Consider the following 21,622-nt stretch of genomic DNA (forward strand, 5'->3'; position numbering starts at 1 on the left):
TCTCTAAAAAAAGTCTAGTGATGATGGCAAAGAGGTCACACCCGTTCCCATACCGAACACGGAAGTTAAGCTCTTTTGCGCCAAGGGTAGTTGGGACCTTGTCCCTGTGAGAGTAGGACGTCGCTAGGCAATGGAGGATTAGCTCAGCTGGGAGAGCACCTGCCTTACAAGCAGGGGGTCGGCGGTTCGATCCCGTCATCCTCCACCATATGCCGGCTTAGCTCAATTGGCAGAGCAACTGACTTGTAATCAGTAGGTTGGGGGTTCAAGTCCTCTAGCCGGCACCATTTTGAGAACGCTCAACATGAGCCATTAGCTCAGTCGGTAGAGCATCTGACTTTTAATCAGAGGGTCGAAGGTTCGAGTCCTTCATGGCTCACATTTTGCGGGTGTGGCGGAATTGGCAGACGCACCAGACTTAGGATCTGGCGCCTTTGGCGTGGGGGTTCGAGTCCCTCCACCCGCACCAATATATGCGGAAGTAGTTCAGTGGTAGAATACAACCTTGCCAAGGTTGGGGTCGCGGGTTCGAATCCCGTCTTCCGCTTATGCCGGGGTGGCGGAACTGGCAGACGCACAGGACTTAAAATCCTGCGGTAGGTGACTACCGTACCGGTTCGATTCCGGTCCTCGGCACTTAAATATGCGCCCGTAGCTCAATTGGATAGAGCATCTGACTACGGATCAGAAGGTTATGGGTTCGAATCCTTTCGGGCGCGTTATACGGGAAGTGGCTCAGCTTGGTAGAGCACCTGGTTTGGGACCAGGGGGTCGCAGGTTCAAATCCTGTCTTCCCGATTTCATGGGGCCTTAGCTCAGCTGGGAGAGCGCCTGCCTTGCACGCAGGAGGTCAGCGGTTCGATCCCGCTAGGCTCCACCATTAGTTCTTTGAAAACTGAACGAAGTACAAAACGTCAATATTTATTTTAGCTAGACAAACACTTTTATGGAGAGTTTGATCCTGGCTCAGGATGAACGCTGGCGGCGTGCCTAATACATGCAAGTCGAGCGGACCTCTTCGGAGGTTAGCGGCGGACGGGTGAGTAACACGTGGGTAACCTGCCTGTAAGACTGGGATAACTTCGGGAAACCGAAGCTAATACCGGATATGTTTTTGAACCGCATGGTTCAAAATGGAAAGATGGTTTCGGCTATCACTTACAGATGGACCCGCGTCGCATTAGCTAGTTGGTGAGGTAACGGCTCACCAAGGCGACGATGCGTAGCCGACCTGAGAGGGTGATCGGCCACACTGGGACTGAGACACGGCCCAGACTCCTACGGGAGGCAGCAGTAGGGAATCTTCGGCAATGGGCGAAAGCCTGACCGAGCAACGCCGCGTGAGTGATGAAGGCTTTCGGGTCGTAAAACTCTGTTGTCAGGGAAGAACAAGTACGAGAGTAACTGCTCGTACCTTGACGGTACCTGATTAGAAAGCCACGGCTAACTACGTGCCAGCAGCCGCGGTAATACGTAGGTGGCGAGCGTTATCCGGAATTATTGGGCGTAAAGCGCGCGCAGGCGGTCTTTTAAGTCTGATGTGAAAGCCCACGGCTCAACCGTGGAGGGTCATTGGAAACTGGGAGACTTGAGTGCAGAAGAGAAGAGCGGAATTCCACGTGTAGCGGTGAAATGCGTAGAGATGTGGAGGAACACCAGTGGCGAAGGCGGCTCTTTGGTCTGTAACTGACGCTGAGGCGCGAAAGCGTGGGGAGCAAACAGGATTAGATACCCTGGTAGTCCACGCCGTAAACGATGAGTGCTAAGTGTTAGAGGGTTTCCGCCCTTTAGTGCTGAAGTTAACGCATTAAGCACTCCGCCTGGGGAGTACGGCCGCAAGGCTGAAACTCAAAGGAATTGACGGGGGCCCGCACAAGCGGTGGAGCATGTGGTTTAATTCGAAGCAACGCGAAGAACCTTACCAGGTCTTGACATCCTTTGACAACCCTAGAGATAGGGCTTTCCCTTCGGGGACAGAGTGACAGGTGGTGCATGGTTGTCGTCAGCTCGTGTCGTGAGATGTTGGGTTAAGTCCCGCAACGAGCGCAACCCTTGATCTTAGTTGCCAGCATTCAGTTGGGCACTCTAAGGTGACTGCCGGTGACAAACCGGAGGAAGGTGGGGATGACGTCAAATCATCATGCCCCTTATGACCTGGGCTACACACGTGCTACAATGGACAATACAAAGGGTTGCGAGACCGCGAGGTGGAGCGAATCCCATAAAATTGTTCTCAGTTCGGATTGCAGGCTGCAACTCGCCTGCATGAAGCCGGAATCGCTAGTAATCGCGGATCAGCATGCCGCGGTGAATACGTTCCCGGGCCTTGTACACACCGCCCGTCACACCACGAGAGTTTGTAACACCCGAAGTCGGTGGGGTAACCGTAAGGAGCCAGCCGCCTAAGGTGGGACAGATGATTGGGGTGAAGTCGTAACAAGGTAGCCGTATCGGAAGGTGCGGCTGGATCACCTCCTTTCTATGGAGACATCAATGAACGCTGTTCATTGTATGAATACGTTTTGACAACTTCGTTCAGTTTTGAGAGAACTATCTCTCAAACATGTACCTTGAAAACTGGATAACAATACAAGTGTAATTCAAAAAGTGTAAACTTTTTAATGGTTAAGTTAGAAAGGGCGCACGGTGGATGCCTTGGCACTAGGAGCCGATGAAGGACGGGACTAACACCGAAATGCTTCGGGAGCTGTAAGTAAGCTATGATCCGGAGATCTCCGAATGAGGAAACTCACCATTCGTAATGGAATGGTATCCTTATCTGAATACATAGGGTAAGGAAGGCAGACCCAGGGAACTGAAACATCTAAGTACCTGGAGGAAGAGAAAGCAAATGCGATTTCCCAAGTAGCGGCGAGCGAAACGGAATTAGCCCAAACCAAGAGGCTTGCCTCTTGGGGTTGTAGGACGCTCTATACGGAGTTACAAAGGAACGAGGTAGACGAAACGGTCTGGAAAGGCCTGTCATAGAAGGTAACAACCCTGTAGTTGAAACTTCGTTCCCTCTTGAGCGGATCCTGAGTACGGCGGAACACGTGAAATTCCGTCGGAATCCGGGAGGACCATCTCCCAAGGCTAAATACTCCCTAGTGACCGATAGTGAACCAGTACCGTGAGGGAAAGGTGAAAAGCACCCCGGAAGGGGAGTGAAAGAGATCCTGAAACCGTGTGCCTACAAGTAGTCAGAGCCCATTTACGGGTGATGGCGTGCCTTTTGTAGAATGAACCGGCGAGTTACGATCCCGTGCAAGGTTAAGTTGATAAGACGGAGCCGCAGCGAAAGCGAGTCTGAATAGGGCGACATAGTACGTGGTCGTAGACCCGAAACCAGGTGATCTACCCATGTCCAGGGTGAAGTTCAGGTAACACTGAATGGAGGCCCGAACCCACGCACGTTGAAAAGTGCGGGGATGAGGTGTGGGTAGCGGAGAAATTCCAATCGAACCTGGAGATAGCTGGTTCTCCCGAAATAGCTTTAGGGCTAGCCTCAAGTGTGAGAGTCTTGGAGGTAGAGCACTGATTGGACTAGGGGCCCCCCTCGGGTTACCGAATTCAGTCAAACTCCGAATGCCAATGACTTATTCCTTGGGAGTCAGACTACGAGTGATAAGATCCGTGGTCAAAAGGGAAACAGCCCAGACTGCCAGCTAAGGTCCCAAAATGTATGTTAAGTGGAAAAGGATGTGGAGTTGCTTAGACAACTAGGATGTTGGCTTAGAAGCAGCCACCATTTAAAGAGTGCGTAATAGCTCACTAGTCGAGTGACTCTGCGCCGAAAATGTACCGGGGCTAAACATACTACCGAAGCTGCAGATTGATACCGATGGTATCAGTGGTAGGGGAGCGTTCTAAGGGCTGTGAAGTCAGACCGTAAGGACTGGTGGAGCGCTTAGAAGTGAGAATGCCGGTATGAGTAGCGAAAGATGGGTGAGAATCCCATCCACCGTATGCCTAAGGTTTCCTGAGGAAGGCTCGTCCGCTCAGGGTTAGTCAGGACCTAAGCCGAGGCCGACAGGCGTAGGCGATGGACAACAGGTTGATATTCCTGTACCACCTCTTTACCGTTTGAGCAATGGAGGGACGCAGGAGGATAGGAGATGCGCACCGCTGGTCGCGTGCGTCTAAGCAGTTAGGCTGATGAGTAGGCAAATCCGCTCATCGTAAGGCTGAGCTGTGATGGGGAAGCCCGTATGGGCGAACTCTCTGATTCCACACTGCCAAGAAAAGCTTCTAGCGAGGTAAAAGGTGCCTGTACCGCAAACCGACACAGGTAGGCGAGGAGAGAATCCTAAGGTGTGCGAGAGAACTCTGGTTAAGGAACTCGGCAAAATGACCCCGTAACTTCGGGAGAAGGGGTGCTCTCTAGCGAGAGCCGCAGTGAAAAGGCCCAAGCGACTGTTTAGCAAAAACACAGGTCTCTGCGAAGCCGCAAGGCGAAGTATAGGGGCTGACACCTGCCCGGTGCTGGAAGGTTAAGGGGAGAGGTTAGCGCAAGCGAAGCTTTGAACCGAAGCCCCAGTAAACGGCGGCCGTAACTATAACGGTCCTAAGGTAGCGAAATTCCTTGTCGGGTAAGTTCCGACCCGCACGAAAGGTGTAACGATTTGGGCACTGTCTCAACCAGAGACTCGGTGAAATTATAGTACCTGTGAAGATGCAGGTTACCCGCGACAGGACGGAAAGACCCCGTGGAGCTTTACTGTAGCCTGATATTGAATTTTGGTACAGCTTGTACAGGATAGGTAGGAGCCTATGAACCCGGAGCGCCAGCTTCGGTGGAGGCGTCGGTGGGATACTACCCTGGCTGTATTGAAGTTCTAACCCGCGCCCCTACATCGGGGCGGGAGACAGTGTCAGGTGGGCAGTTTGACTGGGGCGGTCGCCTCCTAAAATGTAACGGAGGCGCCCAAAGGTTCCCTCAGAATGGTTGGAAATCATTCGAAGAGTGTAAAGGCATAAGGGAGCTTGACTGCGAGACCTACAAGTCGAGCAGGGACGAAAGTCGGGCTTAGTGATCCGGTGGTTCCGCATGGAAGGGCCATCGCTCAACGGATAAAAGCTACCCCGGGGATAACAGGCTTATCTCCCCCAAGAGTCCACATCGACGGGGAGGTTTGGCACCTCGATGTCGGCTCATCGCATCCTGGGGCTGTAGTCGGTCCCAAGGGTTGGGCTGTTCGCCCATTAAAGCGGTACGCGAGCTGGGTTCAGAACGTCGTGAGACAGTTCGGTCCCTATCCGTCGCGGGCGCAGGAAATTTGAGAGGAGCTGTCCTTAGTACGAGAGGACCGGGATGGACGCACCGCTGGTGTACCAGTTGTTCTGCCAAGGGCATCGCTGGGTAGCTATGTGCGGACGGGATAAGTGCTGAAAGCATCTAAGCATGAAGCCCCCCTCAAGATGAGATTTCCCATAGCGTCAAGCTAGTAAGATCCCTGAAAGATGATCAGGTTGATAGGTCAGAGGTGGAAGCACGGCGACGTGTGGAGCTGACTGATACTAATCGATCGAGGGCTTAACCAAAAAAGCAGAAGCGAGCGTTTAGCGAGCTGGAGCTAGATTACACACTTGTTATCCAGTTTTGAAGGAACATGCCTTCAAAAGAGCGAAGCTCTTTAAAAAACATGTTGACATCTCATGAGAAATCATTATAATAATGATTGTCTCTAAAAAAAGTCTAGTGATGATGGCAAAGAGGTCACACCCGTTCCCATACCGAACACGGAAGTTAAGCTCTTTTGCGCCGATGGTAGTTGGGACCTTGTCCCTGTGAGAGTAGGACGTCGCTAGGCACACAGTAAGCCGGTCATTTTGACCGGCTTTTTTGTTTTTGTTAAATTTTAATATTGATGAAATGTCTCGATATCTCTACATGTCGGTAGGATTTCTCTGACCGCTTGTGGAAAGCAAACCTCTGTAGCAGAAATCAGTAAAGAATATAAGATATAAATGAAAGCTTTATTAAACATGAGTACCTTTGGATTAAACCTGGTTTGATTTGGTGATACTGATATCATACAAAATAGTTGCAAAAAATATGTAGATGTATATAATTAAAGTCAAAGATAGTCAAAGTCAATGAAGGTGGAAGGTGAATGAGAAATATATCTGATATTATTGAGCAGTACTTGAAGCATGTTATTGACTTAAGCGAAAATCACGCCGTAGAAATTAAGCGCAGTGAGGTTGCAGATAAGTTTGACTGTGTACCATCTCAAATCAATTATGTTATTAACACTAGGTTTACACTAGAAAAAGGTTTTGTGGTTGAAAGTAAAAGAGGTGGCGGGGGATATATTAGGATTATTAAAGTTAAGCTTCACGATGAGATTCATATGATTGACCAGATGATTCGTTTGGCACATAACAGCATTTCTCAATCTGGTGCGGAAAGCATTGTCACTCGTCTTGCTGAGGAAGAAATTATTACTATTAGAGAGGCGAAGATTATGTTAAGTGTGCTAGATCGTTCTGTTTTATTAGCTGAGTTGCCTTATCGTGATGAATTGCGGGCTCGTATGCTAAAAGCAATGCTTACAGCTTTAAAATACAAGTAAGAAAAGGGCGGGATGAAATTTGATTTGCCAAGAATGTCAAATGCGACCAGCCACATTGCATTTTACGCAGATAATGAATGGTGAAAAAACAGAAATACATGTTTGTGATGAATGTGCAAAGCAAGATAAGTATAGTGCATTCTTTTCAGGAAAAAATTCTAGCTTTTCATTTCATAACCTTCTAGCGGGACTTTTAAATCATGAGCATACCATTGTCAATCAGCCTCAAAAAGTTGCTGACGATACACAGAAGCGATGTCAACACTGTCATATGACATATGAGCAGTTTATACAGGTTGGGAAATTTGGTTGTTCTCATTGTTATGAAACCTTTCGGGAGCAGTTGCAACCAATATTAAGGAAGCTACATGGTGGTAACAACACACATAAAGGGAAATTTCCCGAGCGCCTGGAAGGAAATATACGTCTTAAAAAAGAATTAGAACAGTTAAAACATCTCATGACACAGCATATACAGAAAGAAGAGTTTGAAAAAGCTGCTGAGCTTCGCGATCGTATTCGTGAGATTAGCAAACAGTTGAGTGAGCATAGGGAGGAGGATTAGTCTATGTCACTTGATCGAATTATGAATGAGGCTATTAGTCCTTGGATGAAAGAACATGGTCCTGAGGAGGATATTGTATTAAGCAGTCGGGTTCGACTTGCACGGAACTTAAAACGATATACATTTCCTGCTTTTTTATCAGAAGATGGAGCTTTAAAGGTATTGAATGAGCTACAAGGCATTTTGCAAGATAAAGATGCAAAGATAGGTAAACTCCAATCAATTAGGATGGATGAGTTACAGCCACTGCAACGAAGGGTACTTGTGGAAAAGCATTTAATTAGCCCTGATTTAGCTGAAGCTCCTTTTGCAGGTGCTTGTCTATTATCAGAAAACGAACAAATTAGCGTTATGATTAATGAAGAAGATCACATTCGCATACAATGTTTATTCCCGGGCTTACAATTAAAAGAGGCATTAGATTTAGCTAATTCAGTGGATGATTTGCTTGAATCAAATGTAGAATATGCATTTGATGAACATCTTGGCTATTTAACAAGCTGTCCGACCAATGTAGGAACTGGTCTACGAGCTTCTGTTATGATGCATTTGCCGGGATTGGTGCTAACAGGTCAAATGTCTCGTATTGTTACAGCTATTAATAAGCTGGGGTTAGTAGTGCGAGGTATATATGGTGAAGGCAGCGATGCCCTCGGTAATATTTTTCAAATATCTAACCAAACAACTCTTGGAAAATCCGAAAACGACATTATTGAAGATTTGCGCAGTGTTGTATTACAAATCATTGAGCAGGAAAGAGCATCTCGAGATGCTATTGCGAGAGCCTCAGGCATACGCCTCGAGGATAAGATATATCGCTCATATGGCGTTCTAGCTAACTGCCGTTTAATTGAGTCGGCAGAAGCAGCTAGTTGTTTATCTGATGTAAGATTAGGGATTGATTTAGGGTACATCAAACATTTGTCTGGTAACATATTAACCGAATTAATGATTTTGACCCAACCAGGTATCTTACAGCAGTATGCAGGCTTTCCATTAAGGCCTGAGGAGCGCGATCAACGTCGTGCCTCATTAATTCGTGAAAGATTACAATTTGAAGAAAATAAAAATATGTAGGGAGCTGATTCATATGATGTTTGGACGATTTACAGAGCGAGCTCAAAAAGTATTGGCTTTGTCTCAAGAAGAAGCGATCCGCATTGGCCATAACAATATAGGAACCGAGCATATTTTACTTGGGTTAGTGCGCGAAGGTGAGGGAATTGCAGCAAAGGCGCTTGTTGCATTGGGATTAAGCCCTGAAAAAATTCAAAAAGAGGTCGAAGCTTTGATTGGACGCGGAACAGATACAACACAAACAGTTCATTATACACCGCGTGCCAAGAAAGTAATAGAGCTATCCATGGATGAAGCTCGTAAACTAGGTCACTCTTATGTAGGGACTGAACATATTTTGCTTGGGTTGATTCGAGAAGGAGAAGGCGTTGCTGCACGTGTTTTAAATAATCTTGGTGTTAGCTTAAACAAAGCAAGACAACAAGTATTGCAGCTCTTAGGAAGCAATGAGACAAATTCAGGAGGCCAGGGTGGCGCTACGGCTAATGCAAATACACCGACTTTAGATAGCCTAGCACGTGATTTAACTGCTATCGCAAGAGAAGGACGCCTTGATCCTGTAATTGGGCGCAGTAAAGAAATTCAACGCGTTATTGAAGTATTAAGCCGTCGTACGAAAAATAACCCTGTGTTAATTGGTGAGCCTGGTGTTGGTAAAACAGCTATCGCTGAAGGATTGGCACAACAAATTATTAATAATGAAGTGCCGGAAACGTTACGTGATAAGCGTGTTATGACACTTGATATGGGAACAGTTGTTGCTGGAACAAAATATCGCGGTGAGTTTGAGGATCGCTTAAAGAAAGTTATGGATGAAATTAGACAGGCGGGCAACATTATTTTGTTTATTGATGAATTACACACGCTGATTGGCGCAGGTGGCGCAGAAGGGGCAATCGATGCTTCTAACATTTTAAAGCCGTCTCTTGCACGTGGTGAGTTACAATGTATTGGTGCTACGACACTTGATGAGTATAGAAAATATATTGAAAAAGACGCTGCATTAGAGAGACGCTTCCAGCCAATTCAAGTAGATGAACCAAGTGCAGAAGAATCTGTTCAAATTTTAAAAGGACTGCGTGATCGTTATGAAGCACATCATCGTGTATCTATTACAGATGAAGCTATTGAAGCTGCAGTCAAGCTATCAGACCGTTATATAACAGATCGTTTCTTGCCAGATAAGGCAATTGATTTAATTGACGAAGCAGCATCTAAAGTACGCCTACGTTCCTATACTGCTCCGCCAAATTTAAAGCAATGTGAGCAAAAGCTAGAAGAGGTTCGCAAAGAAAAAGATGCGGCTGTACAAAGTCAAGAATTTGAAAAAGCTGCATCCTTGCGTGATACAGAGCAACGCCTGCGCGAGCAATTAGAGGATACAAAGCGCCAGTGGAAAGAAAAACAAGGAAAAGAAAATTCAGAGGTTACGGTAGAAGATATAGCAAGCGTTGTATCTACATGGACACGTATCCCTGTATCTAAATTAGCACAAACAGAAACGGATAAACTGTTAAATTTAGAACAAATTTTACATGATCGATTAATTGGTCAAGAAGAAGCTGTTGTTGCGGTAGCAAAAGCGGTTCGTCGCGCAAGAGCAGGTTTAAAAGATCCAAAGCGTCCGATTGGTTCTTTCATCTTCCTAGGTCCTACAGGCGTAGGTAAAACAGAACTAGCACGTGCTTTAGCTGAATCCATGTTTGGTGATGAAGATGCTTTAATTCGCATTGATATGTCCGAATACATGGAGAAGCACTCTACATCGCGTCTAGTAGGTTCGCCTCCTGGTTATGTAGGTTATGAAGAAGGTGGCCAATTAACAGAAAAAGTAAGACGTAAACCATATTCCGTTATTTTGTTGGATGAGGTAGAAAAGGCGCACCCAGATGTGTTTAATATCCTTCTGCAAGTCCTTGAGGATGGTAGATTGACTGATTCTAAAGGACGCACAGTTGATTTTCGCAATACAATTGTAATCATGACGTCTAACGTGGGAGCAGATACATTGAAGCGCAGTAAGCACATGGGCTTCAATGTACAAGACGAAGGCCGTGATTACGCTGATATGAAAGGGAAAGTAATGGATGAATTGAAAAAGGCATTCCGTCCTGAATTCTTGAATCGTATTGATGAAATTATCGTGTTCCATCCATTAGAGAAGAAGCATATTAAGGAAATTGTATCGCTTATGGCAAATCAGCTGCAAAAGCGTCTGGTTGAGCAAGAAATCGAGCTTGAGATTACAGATGAAGCGCTAAGTGCACTTGCTGATAAGGGCTTTGATGCAGAATACGGAGCACGCCCATTACGCCGGGCAATTCAGAAGCATGTGGAAGATCGTCTATCTGAAGAACTATTAAAAGGTGCTATTGAGAAAGGACAAAAAGTTATCTTTGATGCAGAAGGGGAAACATTTGTCATTCGTAGCGCTGAAAAGGTAAAATAATAATAAACAGGAAAAGGGGGCTAGCACAGCCCCTTTTCTTATATAGTAAACGCAGTTACATATCTAGCTAGAGTAAAAAGGATATAAAGAGGGACACAGTATGGCTAAGAAAAAAACAAAATTTGTGTGTCAGGATTGTGGTTATGAGTCTCCGAAATGGATGGGAAAATGTCCAGGATGTGGGGCATGGAATACATTTGTGGAAGAGCTGGCACCTTCTGCATCCAATCGAAGGCTAACGTTCGCAACAGGTTTACAAACAGAGGCAGCTAAGCCTCGCCCCATTACAGATGTAGAAACAAAACAAGAGGCGCGTATTACAACCGACTATCAAGAGTTGAACCGTGTACTTGGGGGAGGAATTGTAGGCGGATCTCTAGTATTAATTGGGGGAGATCCAGGGATTGGAAAGTCCACACTTCTTTTACAAGTTTCTGCGCAGCTGGCGCAGCATAATCATCAAGTTCTATATATATCAGGAGAAGAGTCTCCTAAGCAAATTAGATTACGTGCTGATCGGTTAGATGCTGCAAGCAGCAATTTGTATGTATACTCTGAAACGGACTTGCAACGAATTGTTCAATATATTGAAGATATGAATCCGGCATTTGTCGTTATTGATTCCATTCAGACCATTTATATGCCTGATGTAACATCTGCACCGGGCAGTGTCTCGCAAGTACGTGAATGTACGGCGGAGTTGATGAAAATTGCAAAGACAAAAGGAATTCCTATTTTCATTGTGGGACATGTTACGAAGGAAGGGAATATTGCGGGGCCAAGATTACTTGAGCACATGGTGGATACTGTATTATATTTTGAGGGTGAAAGACATCACACCTATCGCATATTACGAGCTGTGAAAAACCGTTTTGGTTCTACGAATGAAATGGGAATCTTTGAAATGAAGGAGCTTGGACTTGAGGAAGTGTTAAATCCTTCTGAAATATTTTTGGAGGAACGCCCTGTTGGAGTGGCTGGCTCAACAGTTGTAGCTTCTATGGAGGGGACGCGTCCTGTTTTGGTGGAAGTGCAAGCGTTGATTTCTCCTACAAGCTTTGGCAATCCTCGTCGTATGGCTACAGGGGTAGATCATAATCGTGTATCACTTATTATGGCTGTACTAGAAAAGCGTGCCGGGCTTCTTTTACAAAACCAAGATGCATATTTAAAGGTAGCGGGCGGTATTAAACTTGATGAACCTGCTGTTGATTTAGCAGTTGCGGTCAGCATCGCTTCCAGCTTTAGAGATAAACCTACTTCGCCCGTTGATGCGGTAATCGGGGAAGTAGGCTTAACAGGAGAGATTAGAAGGGTTTCTCGTATTGAACAACGGGTACACGAAGCTGCAAAGCTTGGTTTTAAAAGAGTCATTATGCCAAGTAAAAATTTAGGTGGGTGGAATATTCCAGAAGGGATTGAAGTAGTAGGGGTATCAAACATTGGGGAAGCACTTCGTCATACATTAGGAGGAGCATAGTAATGGATGAACACAAACAGCGTTCAAGAACAATAATTGGTATACTTCAGCTTGTTGCTCCGGGCACATTATTGCGTGAAGGGATTGATAATGTATTGCGCGCGCAAACAGGCGGATTAATCGTTCTTGGCTATAATGAACAAATGAAGAATATTGTAGATGGTGGTTTTCATATAAACTGTGCGTTTTCCCCTGCTAGTTTATATGAGCTTGCTAAAATGGATGGCGCCTTAATTCTAAATGAAAGCGGTAGTAAAATATTAATTGCAAATGCACAGCTTATGCCGGAAGCAGCTATAGAATCTAAAGAAACAGGAATGCGTCATAGAACAGCAGAGCGAGTTGCGAAACAAACAGGAAATTTGGTTATTGCCATCTCCCAAAGACGTAATGTTATCACACTATATCGCGGAAACCTGCGTTATACATTGAAAGATATTGGAGTTATCTTAACAAAAGCAAATCAAGCTATTCAAACGCTGGAAAAATATAAAGCGGTGTGGAATGAAGGGATTACGAATTTAGGGGTTCTAGAGTTTGAGGAGGTTGTAACATTAGCAGAAGTTATGCATGTATTACATAGTGTGGAAATGGTGTTGCGTATTAAAAATGAGATTTTAAGCTATATACATGAGCTTGGAACGGAAGGACGCCTTATTCGACTGCAGCTCGATGAATTATTAGCTGATTTAGAAGAAGAGGCGGCGCTACTTATTAAAGATTACTCATATGAAAAAACGCAAGATCATTATCAAATCTTAAAAAAGCTTCAGGAGTTAGCGAATGTTGAACTACTTGAAGATAGCGACCTTGTTAAACTACTAGGATATCCAAGTCAATTAAAGCTAGAAGAAAAACAAGTTATACCTCGTGGATATCGTATTATGGGGAAGATTTCAAGATTACCTCCTTTAGTTATTGAAAACTTAATTAATCAGTTTAAAAATTTGCAAGGCATCTGCAGAGCAACGATAGATGACTTGGATGAAGTAGAGGGAATTGGAGAAGTGCGCGCAAAGAAAATTCGCGACGGATTAAAACGTATTCAAGAGCAACTTTACATAAGTCGTCATAATTAATGAGCGTATTCATGTGTGTCAGCACGCAAGGTATTGTGAGTTATGGTATGATAGAACCATGATTTAGAAAGAAATACTGTGCATTTTGTTTTTAAGTGAGCAGTGCGGTCTATAATGAGTAGGAGGTGGTTGGATGTTAAAACGGATTGTACAACTCTTCTTTTTAATAGTAGGAGGAACCTTGGGAATTTTTCTTATTCCTAAAATTACAGATGTACTTGGCATGGAATCTGTTGCTCTTTTAGAAATATCATATATCCGTGCAATTGTCGGTGCACTTGTTCTATTTATCACAACGTTTTGGCTCGTCGATTATATTGTCCATTTAATTAAGTATGTAGAAGAAGCAATGGTTCGAGCACCTGTAACGGATGTTCTTTTTGGTAGTTTAGGGCTGATTTTTGGACTTATAGTAGCTTATTTAATACTTTTGCCTATTAAATCTATCACCATTGATATTATCAGTACAGTGCTGCAAATTTTTGTGACTTTATTATTAGGTTATCTAGGCTTTCAGGTTGGCTTTAAAAAACGAAACGAGCTTGTGGCGCTATTTTCACTGCCTCAGCGCGCGGGAAAAAAGAAAGTGAACCATGATGAAGACGTTGAAGAGACCACAGTGACTAATTTTAAGCTTCTTGATACGAGCGTAATTATTGATGGGAGAATTGCGGATATTTGTCAAACCGGTTTTTTTGAAGGTACGATTTTAATTCCGCAGTTTGTGCTTGGGGAGTTGCAGCATATTGCCGATTCCTCGGATACATTAAAACGTAACAGGGGACGTCGCGGCCTAGATATTTTAAATAAGATTCAAAAAGAGCTAGATATTAAGGTCGAAATTTATGAAGGTGATTTTGAAGATATTCAAGAGGTTGATAGCAAATTGGTTAAGTTAGCTAAAATTATGAATGGAACTGTTGTCACCAATGATTTTAACTTAAATAAAGTGTGCGAACTCCAAGGTGTTAAGGTTCTTAATATTAATGATCTCGCAAACGCTATTAAACCAGTCGTCTTGCCGGGTGAGGAACTGCGTGTGTATGTTGTAAAAGATGGGAAAGAACATAATCAAGGCGTAGCTTATCTAGATGACGGTACAATGATTGTTGTAGAAGATGGCCGGGATTATATTGGTATGCAATTGGATGTATTGGTGACAAGCGTCCTGCAAACCTCGGCAGGTCGAATGATCTTTGCAAAAAGAAAGCAATTGGAAAAAGCGCTATAGGAGAATGTTATGAAATACACTCTGGTAATTCCTGCTGCGGGAAAAGGAAAACGCATGGGAGCAGGGGTAAACAAGCTGTTTGTACCTATTCAATCTGTTCCTGTTATTATTCATACATTACGAGCATTTGAGCATGATTCGAACTGTGCAGAGATTATTTTGGCGATTAGTCAAGATGAGTATAAAATATTCTCTGATTTACTGGCAAAACATGATATAAAAAAAGATGTGGTCTTTGTAAATGGTGGTAGAGAAAGGCAGGACAGTGTTTATAATGGTATATGTCATGCACAATACGAATATATTTTGGTGCATGATGGAGCGAGACCTTTTGTAACGGAGGATGTTACGCGACGTGTTTTAGATGCTGCTGTGGAAGACGGGGCTTCTGTTTGTGCTGTTCCAGTAAAGGATACCATTAAACGAATTGTAGATGGTATGGTTGCAGAGACTGTGGAACGCGCATCTCTATGGGCGGTGCAAACACCACAAGGATTTCACCTACCACTTCTGAAAAAAGCGCATCAAATTGCCCGTGAAGCAGGTTATAATGGGACAGATGATGCAAGTTTGGTGGAATACATAAAGCACAAGGTTACGGTGGTAGAAGGAAGCTACTATAACATTAAGGTGACAACGCCGGATGATTTAGTTGTAGCAGAAGCTTTTCTGCGAACGAACAGATAGGAGGAAACATCATGTTTCGAATTGGACAAGGGTTTGACGTCCATGCCTTTGCTGAAGGAAGACCGCTTATCCTAGGAGGTATCACCATTCCTTATGAAAAAGGGCTGTTAGGACATTCAGATGCAGATGTGTTGCTTCATACGATTGCAGATGCGTGTTTGGGTGCTGTAGCAGAAGGGGATATCGGGAAACATTTTCCGGATACAGATCAGGCATTCAAAGATGCCGATTCTGCTGTTTTACTGGAAAGAGTATGGGATATTGTAACTGAAAAAGGCTATGAGCTTGTAAATATAGATTGTACTATTATTGCTCAAAAACCCAAAATGGCTCCTTACATTGGAGATATGAGAAAGCGCATCAGTGAACTGTTGCAAACCTCTATTGAAAATGTAAATGTAAAAGCAACGACAACTGAGAAGCTGGGCTTTACTGGAAGAGAAGAAGGAATTGCTTCACAGGCTGTTGTGTTATTACAGAAAAAACGATAAATTATTTTAAATTTGGAAGGTGTACGTTATGGATAAAAAGGTAAGGTTACGTTATGCACCTAGTCCGACAGGACATTTGCATATTGGAAATACAAGAACAGCATTATTTAACTATTTATTTGCCAAACATCATGGTGGAGATTTTATTATTCGTATTGAAGATACAGATTTAAAGCGTAATGTAGAAAATGGTGAGAAAAGCCAGTTAAAATATTTGAAATGGTTAGGTATCGAATGGGATGAAAGTGTAGATGTAGGCGGCCCGTACGGTCCGTATCGCCAAACAGAGCGTCTTGACATTTATCGTGAACTGTACGAGCAGCTTTTAGAAAAAGGTTTAGCTTATAAGTGTTACGTAACAGAAGAAGAGCTGGAAGCAGAGCGCGAGGCACAAATGGCAGCTGGAGAAAATCCAAAGTATTCTGGTGCGCATCGAAATTTAACACCAGAGCAAATGCAAGCTTTTGAAGCAGAAGGACGTATCCCAAGCATCCGTTTCCGCGTTCCTGAAAACAAGGAATACGTGTTCAATGACATGGTTAAGGGAGAAGTACGATTCGGTTCAGAAGATTTCGGTGACTTCGTTATTGTAAAAAAGGATGGCATTCCTACTTATAACTTTGCGGTAGCGGTAGATGATTATCTTATGAAAATTACACACGTACTGCGCGGAGAAGAGCATATCTCCAACACACCGAAGCAAATGATGATTTATGAGGCTTTTGGCTGGGAGACACCGATTTTTGGTCACATGACACTAATTGTAAATGAAAATCGTAAGAAATTAAGTAAGCGTGATGAATCTGTCATTCAGTTCATTCAGCAGTACGAAGAACTTGGCTATCTTCCTGAAGCGCTCCTTAACTTTATCGGTTTGCTTGGATGGTCTCCGGGCGGTGAGGAGGAAATCTTTACGAAAGAGCAATTCATTGATATCTTTGACTCAGCACGTTTGTCTAAATCGCCAGCTGTGTTTGATACACAAAAACTAACATGGATGAACAATCAATATATCAAAAAGCAATCGGTTGAGCGTGTGATGGAGCTTTGTATGCCGCATCTTGTGAAAGCAGGCCGCATTGGAGAACATCCAACTGAGCAAGAGCTACAATGGGTACGAGACCTTGTTGCCCTTTATCAAGAGCAGCTTAGTTATGGTGCTGAAATTGTCGAACTGTCTAACGTGCTATTTAAAGATGAAATCAGTTATGATGAAGAAGCGGCTACTGTGATAGGGGAAGAGCAAGTTCCAGAAGTGTTGGAGGCATTTGCTGCGGAGCTTGAATCCTTAGAAGAATTTACGGCTCAAGCAGTGCAGACATCTATTAAAGCTGTTCAAAAGAAAACAGGACAAAAAGGTAAAAAATTATTTATGCCAATTCGCGTAGCTACTACAGGTCAAACGCATGGTCCTGATTTACCGAAAGCAATCGCACTTTTAGGAAAACAAAAAGTTTTATCAAGAATTAGCAAAGCAATTCGTTAACTTTTTTGGAACTTTGCAATATAATAAGAATACTTTTAGATTCATACAGAATTCTTGCAGTAAGCTCAGAGATATGACAATATGTAAACAAGCACAATTCATATGATAAAGCGACGATAAGGAAAAGTAGGAAGTTATACTCTTTACAGAGAGAATCGCCTTGGCTGTGAGCGATTTATGAGTTAGCTTTTGAAGTGCCCCTTGGAGTCTTCCGCTGAATGATACAGTAGGCGGAAGCGGTGAAGAGCCGTTACGAAACATAAGTTGAGGTCCTTATGGGACTTAAACAGAGTGGAACCGCGCCTTGGCGTCTCTGTCTTTACAGAGGCGTCTTTTTTATTTAGAAAATGGTGTTAAGTAATGTGTGTTAATGAAAAGGCTGTGTTAAAGCCTAATGCTGCTAATTGGCACTTGTGCATTGGAATGAAGGGGTGAGACTCCCTGTCCGCACGCGGAAAGCGAACCCCCATAACGGAAATCAACAACGAAATTTAACAGAGCCAATAAAAAACAAACCGCTGCAGAGCAGCAAGTAACAGAGACTCTTCACAGAACGATTTGAAAAGAAGCTATACATTCTAAGGGGCTTGAGCTAAACAGCTATCACGAACGAGTAAGTTTTAATCTGTTCATAATGTTAAATGGGGAAGATTGTAAACAAAGGGGGAACCAATTATGTTGAAGAGACTTCGCGAAGATATAGAAGTCGTCTTTGAACAAGATCCGGCGGCCAGGAGCTACCTGGAAGTAATTTTAACGTATTCAGGACTGCACGCAATTTGGTCACACAGAGTAGCACATGCTTTATATAAGAAGCGTTTTTTCTTTCTCGCTCGTGTCATTTCGCAAATTAGCCGCTTTTTCACCGGTATTGAAATACACCCTGGCGCTACAATAGGAAGAAGGTTCTTTATTGATCATGGTATGGGAGTTGTAATTGGTGAGACCTGTGAGATTGGAGATAATGTAATTGTCTTTCAAGGTGTGACACTTGGTGGTACAGGGAAGGAAAAAGGAAAGCGGCATCCTACCATTAAGGACAATGTTCTTATTGCAACGGGAGCAAAAGTCCTTGGTTCCATTACAGTAGGTGAAAATTCTAAAATCGGTGCTGGCTCAGTAGTTTTAAAGGAAGTTCCTCCAAATTCAACCGTAGTAGGTATTCCGGGACGTGTAGTCATCCGGGATGGTATCAAAGTCAAACATGATTTAAATCATACAGATTTACCCGATCCGATTGCTGATAAATTAAAAGCAATGGAGGCAGAGATGCAGCAGCTAAAGTTACAACTGCAGGGGTTACAAGAAAGGAAGAAGGATTATGACAATTCATCTGTATAATACTTTAACACGCAAGAAAGAAGCGTTTATTCCGCTAGAAGAAAAGAAAGTAAAAATGTATGTATGCGGCCCAACAGTGTATAACTACATTCATATAGGGAATGCGAGACCTGCTATTGTATTTGATACGGTACGCCGCTACTTAGAATATAAAGGCTTTGAAGTAAACTATGTTTCCAATTTCACTGATGTAGATGACAAGTTGATTAAGGCAGCTAATGAGTTAGGTGAAGATGTACCAACAATTGCAGAGCGATTTATTCAAGCGTACTTTGATGATACACAGGCACTAGGCTGCAAGCATGCAAATGTACATCCTCGTGTAACAGAAAATATGGATATCATCATTGAATTTGTACAGGAACTAATTAATAAAGGTTATGCGTATGAATCACAAGGTGATGTCTATTACAAAACGAAAGAGTTTGATGGGTACGGAAAACTTTCTCATCAATCAATAGCTGATCTTCGTCATGGTGCTCGTATTGAGGTTGGCGAAAAGAAACAAGATCCGCTTGATTTCGTATTATGGAAAGCAGCAAAAGAAGGCGAAATTTACTGGGAAAGTCCTTGGGGGAAAGGTCGTCCGGGCTGGCATATTGAGTGCTCTGCCATGGCTAGAAAGTACTTAGGAGATACGATTGATATCCATGCGGGCGGTCAGGATTTGGCATTCCCGCATCATGAAAATGAGATTGCGCAATCAGAAGCGTTAACAGGAAAGCCATTCGCAAAGTATTGGATGCATAATGGTTATATCAATATCGATAATGAAAAGATGTCGAAATCGCTAGGTAATTTTATCCTTGTACATGACATCATTAAGCAGTATGATCCACAATTAATTCGTTTCTTCATGTTATCTGTACATTATCGCCATCCAATTAACTTTAGTGAATCATTATTGCAGAGTACGCAAAAAGGCTTAGAGCGGATTCGTACATCTTATGAAAATCTAAAGCATCGTATGGAAAGCAGCACAAATTTAACGGATAGCGATGAAAAATGGGTAAAAGAAGCAACATCGTTCCGAACAGCTTTTGAAACAGCTATGGATGATGATTTTAATACGGCGAATGCAGTAACAGAGCTGTACAATCTAGCGAATCTAGCGAATCAATATTTGCTCGAACAGCATACATCAAAAGTCGTTATTGAGACATTCATAAAGGAATTTGAAGATTTATTTTCTATCCTTGGTTTACAATTAATCCAAGAGGCTGAGTTGTTGGATGAAGAAGTTGAAGATCTAATTCAACAACGAATTGATGCACGTAAAAATCGAGATTTTGCACGAGCTGACCAAATTCGCGATGAGCTGAAGGAGCGTAATATTATTCTTGAAGACACACCGCAAGGAACGCGTTGGAAAAGAGGATAAATATGATTGATGTAAAGCAATTAAACAGCTTGGCGTTAGCATATATGGGTGATGCCGTTTACGAGAAGTACGTTCGGCATCACCTCCTTTTAAAAGGAAATATTCGGCCTAATCAGCTTCATCGCCTTAGTACGCAATATGTTTCAGCAAAAGCGCAGGCAAAAGTGATTTTACAAATGCTTGAAGAAGGCTTTGTCAACGAAGAAGAAATTGCTGTTGTGAAAAGAGGAAGAAATGCTAAGTCAGGAACAATTCCGAAAAACACAGATGTACAAACATACCGGTACAGTACAGCATTTGAAGCATTAGTAGGCTATCACTATTTATTGGACAACCATAATAGACTTTCGGAAATTATTGAAAGAGCCATTTCGCTTTCCGAGAACAAGGAAGGAAGAGAGCAATGAGTCAGGACTATGTAATTGGAAGGAACCCTGTCATTGAAGCATTAAGGTCAGGGAGAGATATCAATAAAATTTGGGTTGCTGAAGGAGCAAATAAAGGGCAGATTCAAACGGTACTTCAATTAGCTAAAGAAAATGGAGTTATCGTACAGCAGTCTCCTAAGAAAAAGTTAGATCAAATGGTAGAAGGTAATCATCAGGGGGTCATTGCACAAGTAGCTGCATACGAGTATGCAGATGTGGATGATTTGTTTAAGCTGGCAGAAGAGAGAGGAGAAGCTCCTTTTTTCTTACTGCTTGATGAAATTGAAGATCCGCATAATTTAGGCTCTATTATGCGAACAGCAGACGCAGTCGGAGCGCATGGAATTATTATTCCAAAGCGTAGAGCAGTTGGATTGACGGCAGCGGTAGCAAAGTCTTCAACCGGCGCAATCGAGTATATACCTGTAGCGCGTGTCACCAATCTAGCGAGAACTATTGACGAGTTAAAGGAACGCGGTGTTTGGATTGCAGGAACAGATGCAAAAGGTAGCGATGACTATCGAAACCTAGATGGTACATTGCCCCTTGGACTTGTAATTGGAAGTGAAGGCAAAGGTGTAAGTCGCCTGGTAAGGGACAAATGTGATTTCTTAATTAGATTGCCGATGAAGGGAAAGGTTACATCATTGAATGCATCGGTTGCCGCAGGATTGTTAATGTATGAGGTGTTTCGTAAAAGAATGCCGCTCGGTGAATAGGAAATGAAAGAGATATTGATAGTGGATGGTTACAACATCATTGGAGCTTGGGAAGATTTGCGCAAGCTCCGTGATGATGATCTGCAGGCCGCCCGAGATATGTTAATAGACAAGATGGCTGATTACCAAGGTTATATGGGGACAAAAGTAATTATTGTATTTGATGCTCACTTTGTACAAGGAATTGAGAAAAAGATAAACCAAGCTAAAGTAGAGGTCATTTTTACAAGAAAAAACCAAACTGCGGATGAAAAGATTGAACAATTAGCAAGAGAGCTAAAGCAATTGGATACTCGCATTCATGTAGCTACCTCTGATTATACAGAGCAATGGGTTATTTTTGCACAAGGTGCTCTTCGCAAATCTGCACGCGAACTTGAAATTGAAGTGAAAAGTATGGAAAAGCGGGTTCGACGTGAAATTGCAAAGGAAAAATCACAAAAAGGTATGTTTGAATCAAGATATAGCAAAGAAATTACAGAAAAGTTAGAAAAATTACGTCGCGGAGAGCGTTGAGTGATTGACGCTCTTTCATGACGTACTGTATAATATTTCTAACTGTAAAAATGTGTTTTTTTTAGTAAAAAACATATGAAAATGAACAGTGCTTTATATAATGGTTCAAAAGTAGTC

15 protein-coding genes, 9 tRNA genes, 4 rRNA genes and 1 other annotated feature are annotated in these 21,622 nt (G+C 43.1%); all 28 genes read left to right on the plus strand.

Annotation, left to right across the window (positions count from 1 at the left end; translation table 11 throughout):
• Positions 1–13: 13 nt before the first annotated feature.
• The 28 genes from rrf (MUG87_RS13005) to MUG87_RS13140 all read left to right on the plus strand — a co-directional run bounded on the left by rrf (MUG87_RS13005) (position 14) and on the right by MUG87_RS13140 (position 21,505).
• A 5S ribosomal RNA gene (gene rrf / locus MUG87_RS13005) occupies positions 14–129 on the plus strand.
• A gap of 3 nt (positions 130–132) precedes the next feature.
• A tRNA-Val gene (locus MUG87_RS13010) sits at positions 133–208 on the plus strand.
• 3 nt (positions 209–211) lie between these two features.
• Positions 212–287, plus strand: a tRNA-Thr gene (locus tag MUG87_RS13015).
• A 19-nt stretch (positions 288–306) separates the two neighbouring features.
• Positions 307–379 (plus strand) — tRNA-Lys (locus MUG87_RS13020).
• A gap of 6 nt (positions 380–385) precedes the next feature.
• Positions 386–469, plus strand: a tRNA-Leu gene (locus MUG87_RS13025).
• A 6-nt stretch (positions 470–475) separates the two neighbouring features.
• A tRNA-Gly gene (locus MUG87_RS13030) sits at positions 476–547 on the plus strand.
• 3 nt (positions 548–550) lie between these two features.
• Positions 551–636: transfer RNA gene (locus MUG87_RS13035), tRNA-Leu, on the plus strand.
• Between the two features lie 9 nt (positions 637–645).
• Positions 646–719 (plus strand) — tRNA-Arg (locus MUG87_RS13040).
• 5 nt (positions 720–724) lie between these two features.
• A tRNA-Pro gene (locus MUG87_RS13045) sits at positions 725–798 on the plus strand.
• Between the two features lie 6 nt (positions 799–804).
• A tRNA-Ala gene (locus tag MUG87_RS13050) sits at positions 805–880 on the plus strand.
• A gap of 63 nt (positions 881–943) precedes the next feature.
• Positions 944–2,479 (plus strand): 16S ribosomal RNA (locus MUG87_RS13055).
• Between the two features lie 144 nt (positions 2,480–2,623).
• Positions 2,624–5,541: ribosomal RNA gene (locus tag MUG87_RS13060) — 23S ribosomal RNA — on the plus strand.
• A gap of 153 nt (positions 5,542–5,694) precedes the next feature.
• A 5S ribosomal RNA gene (rrf, locus tag MUG87_RS13065) occupies positions 5,695–5,810 on the plus strand.
• The 16S, 23S and 5S rRNA genes sit together here with 9 tRNA genes alongside, the layout of an rRNA operon.
• A gap of 303 nt (positions 5,811–6,113) precedes the next feature.
• Entirely contained in the window at positions 6,114–6,575 is a 462-nt protein-coding gene (locus MUG87_RS13070; RefSeq protein WP_247082740.1) for a CtsR family transcriptional regulator, read from the plus strand.
• Positions 6,576–6,594: 19 nt separating this feature from the next.
• Positions 6,595–7,140, plus strand: coding sequence for a protein-arginine kinase activator protein McsA (locus MUG87_RS13075; protein ID WP_247082742.1), 546 nt, complete (start codon positions 6,595–6,597; stop codon positions 7,138–7,140).
• A gap of 3 nt (positions 7,141–7,143) precedes the next feature.
• Positions 7,144–8,217, plus strand: coding sequence for a protein-arginine kinase McsB (locus MUG87_RS13080; RefSeq protein WP_247082744.1), 1,074 nt, complete (start codon positions 7,144–7,146; stop codon positions 8,215–8,217).
• A 13-nt stretch (positions 8,218–8,230) separates the two neighbouring features.
• The gene (clpC, locus tag MUG87_RS13085; RefSeq protein WP_247082746.1) at positions 8,231–10,666 is read left to right on the plus strand and encodes an ATP-dependent protease ATP-binding subunit ClpC; all 2,436 of its coding nucleotides are present in this window, start codon (positions 8,231–8,233) and stop codon (positions 10,664–10,666) included.
• A gap of 100 nt (positions 10,667–10,766) precedes the next feature.
• The gene (gene radA / locus MUG87_RS13090; protein WP_247082748.1) at positions 10,767–12,146 is read left to right on the plus strand and encodes a DNA repair protein RadA; all 1,380 of its coding nucleotides are present in this window, start codon (positions 10,767–10,769) and stop codon (positions 12,144–12,146) included.
• A 2-nt stretch (positions 12,147–12,148) separates the two neighbouring features.
• Positions 12,149–13,225, plus strand: a complete 1,077-nt coding sequence (gene disA, locus MUG87_RS13095) for a DNA integrity scanning diadenylate cyclase DisA (RefSeq protein WP_247082749.1) — start codon at positions 12,149–12,151, stop codon at positions 13,223–13,225.
• Positions 13,226–13,358: 133 nt separating this feature from the next.
• Positions 13,359–14,456, plus strand: a complete 1,098-nt coding sequence (locus MUG87_RS13100) for a PIN/TRAM domain-containing protein (RefSeq protein WP_247082750.1) — start codon at positions 13,359–13,361, stop codon at positions 14,454–14,456.
• Positions 14,457–14,465: 9 nt separating this feature from the next.
• Positions 14,466–15,143, plus strand: a complete 678-nt coding sequence (gene ispD, locus MUG87_RS13105) for a 2-C-methyl-D-erythritol 4-phosphate cytidylyltransferase (RefSeq protein WP_247082751.1) — start codon at positions 14,466–14,468, stop codon at positions 15,141–15,143.
• Between the two features lie 11 nt (positions 15,144–15,154).
• Positions 15,155–15,634: a 2-C-methyl-D-erythritol 2,4-cyclodiphosphate synthase gene (ispF, locus tag MUG87_RS13110; RefSeq protein ID WP_124565478.1), complete on the plus strand. Its 480-nt coding sequence runs from the start codon at positions 15,155–15,157 to the stop codon at positions 15,632–15,634.
• Between the two features lie 28 nt (positions 15,635–15,662).
• Positions 15,663–17,120 (plus strand): glutamate--tRNA ligase, encoded by a 1,458-nt coding sequence (gene gltX / locus MUG87_RS13115; protein ID WP_247082752.1) that lies wholly within the window; start codon positions 15,663–15,665, stop codon positions 17,118–17,120.
• 104 nt (positions 17,121–17,224) lie between these two features.
• Positions 17,225–17,438: a binding site (T-box leader), on the plus strand.
• A 357-nt stretch (positions 17,439–17,795) separates the two neighbouring features.
• Entirely contained in the window at positions 17,796–18,461 is a 666-nt protein-coding gene (cysE, locus tag MUG87_RS13120) for a serine O-acetyltransferase (RefSeq protein ID WP_247082753.1), read from the plus strand.
• A complete protein-coding gene (gene cysS / locus MUG87_RS13125) occupies positions 18,442–19,842 on the plus strand; it encodes a cysteine--tRNA ligase (RefSeq protein WP_247082754.1) in 1,401 nt (466 codons plus the stop codon). The genes cysE and cysS overlap by 20 nt, the downstream gene beginning before the upstream one ends.
• 2 nt (positions 19,843–19,844) lie before the next feature.
• Positions 19,845–20,249, plus strand: coding sequence for a Mini-ribonuclease 3 (locus MUG87_RS13130; RefSeq protein WP_247082755.1), 405 nt, complete (start codon positions 19,845–19,847; stop codon positions 20,247–20,249).
• Complete coding sequence (gene rlmB, locus MUG87_RS13135) at positions 20,246–20,989, plus strand: 23S rRNA (guanosine(2251)-2'-O)-methyltransferase RlmB (RefSeq protein WP_247082757.1); 744 nt, start codon at positions 20,246–20,248, stop codon at positions 20,987–20,989. Before MUG87_RS13130 ends, rlmB begins: the two co-directional genes overlap by 4 nt.
• Before the next feature lie 3 nt (positions 20,990–20,992).
• A complete protein-coding gene (locus MUG87_RS13140) occupies positions 20,993–21,505 on the plus strand; it encodes an NYN domain-containing protein (RefSeq protein WP_247082758.1) in 513 nt (170 codons plus the stop codon).
• The last annotated feature ends 117 nt before the right edge of the window (positions 21,506–21,622 follow it).

Origin of the sequence: Ectobacillus sp. JY-23 (assembly GCF_023022965.1) — a bacterium.
Lineage (GTDB): Bacteria > Bacillota > Bacilli > Bacillales > Bacillaceae_G > Ectobacillus.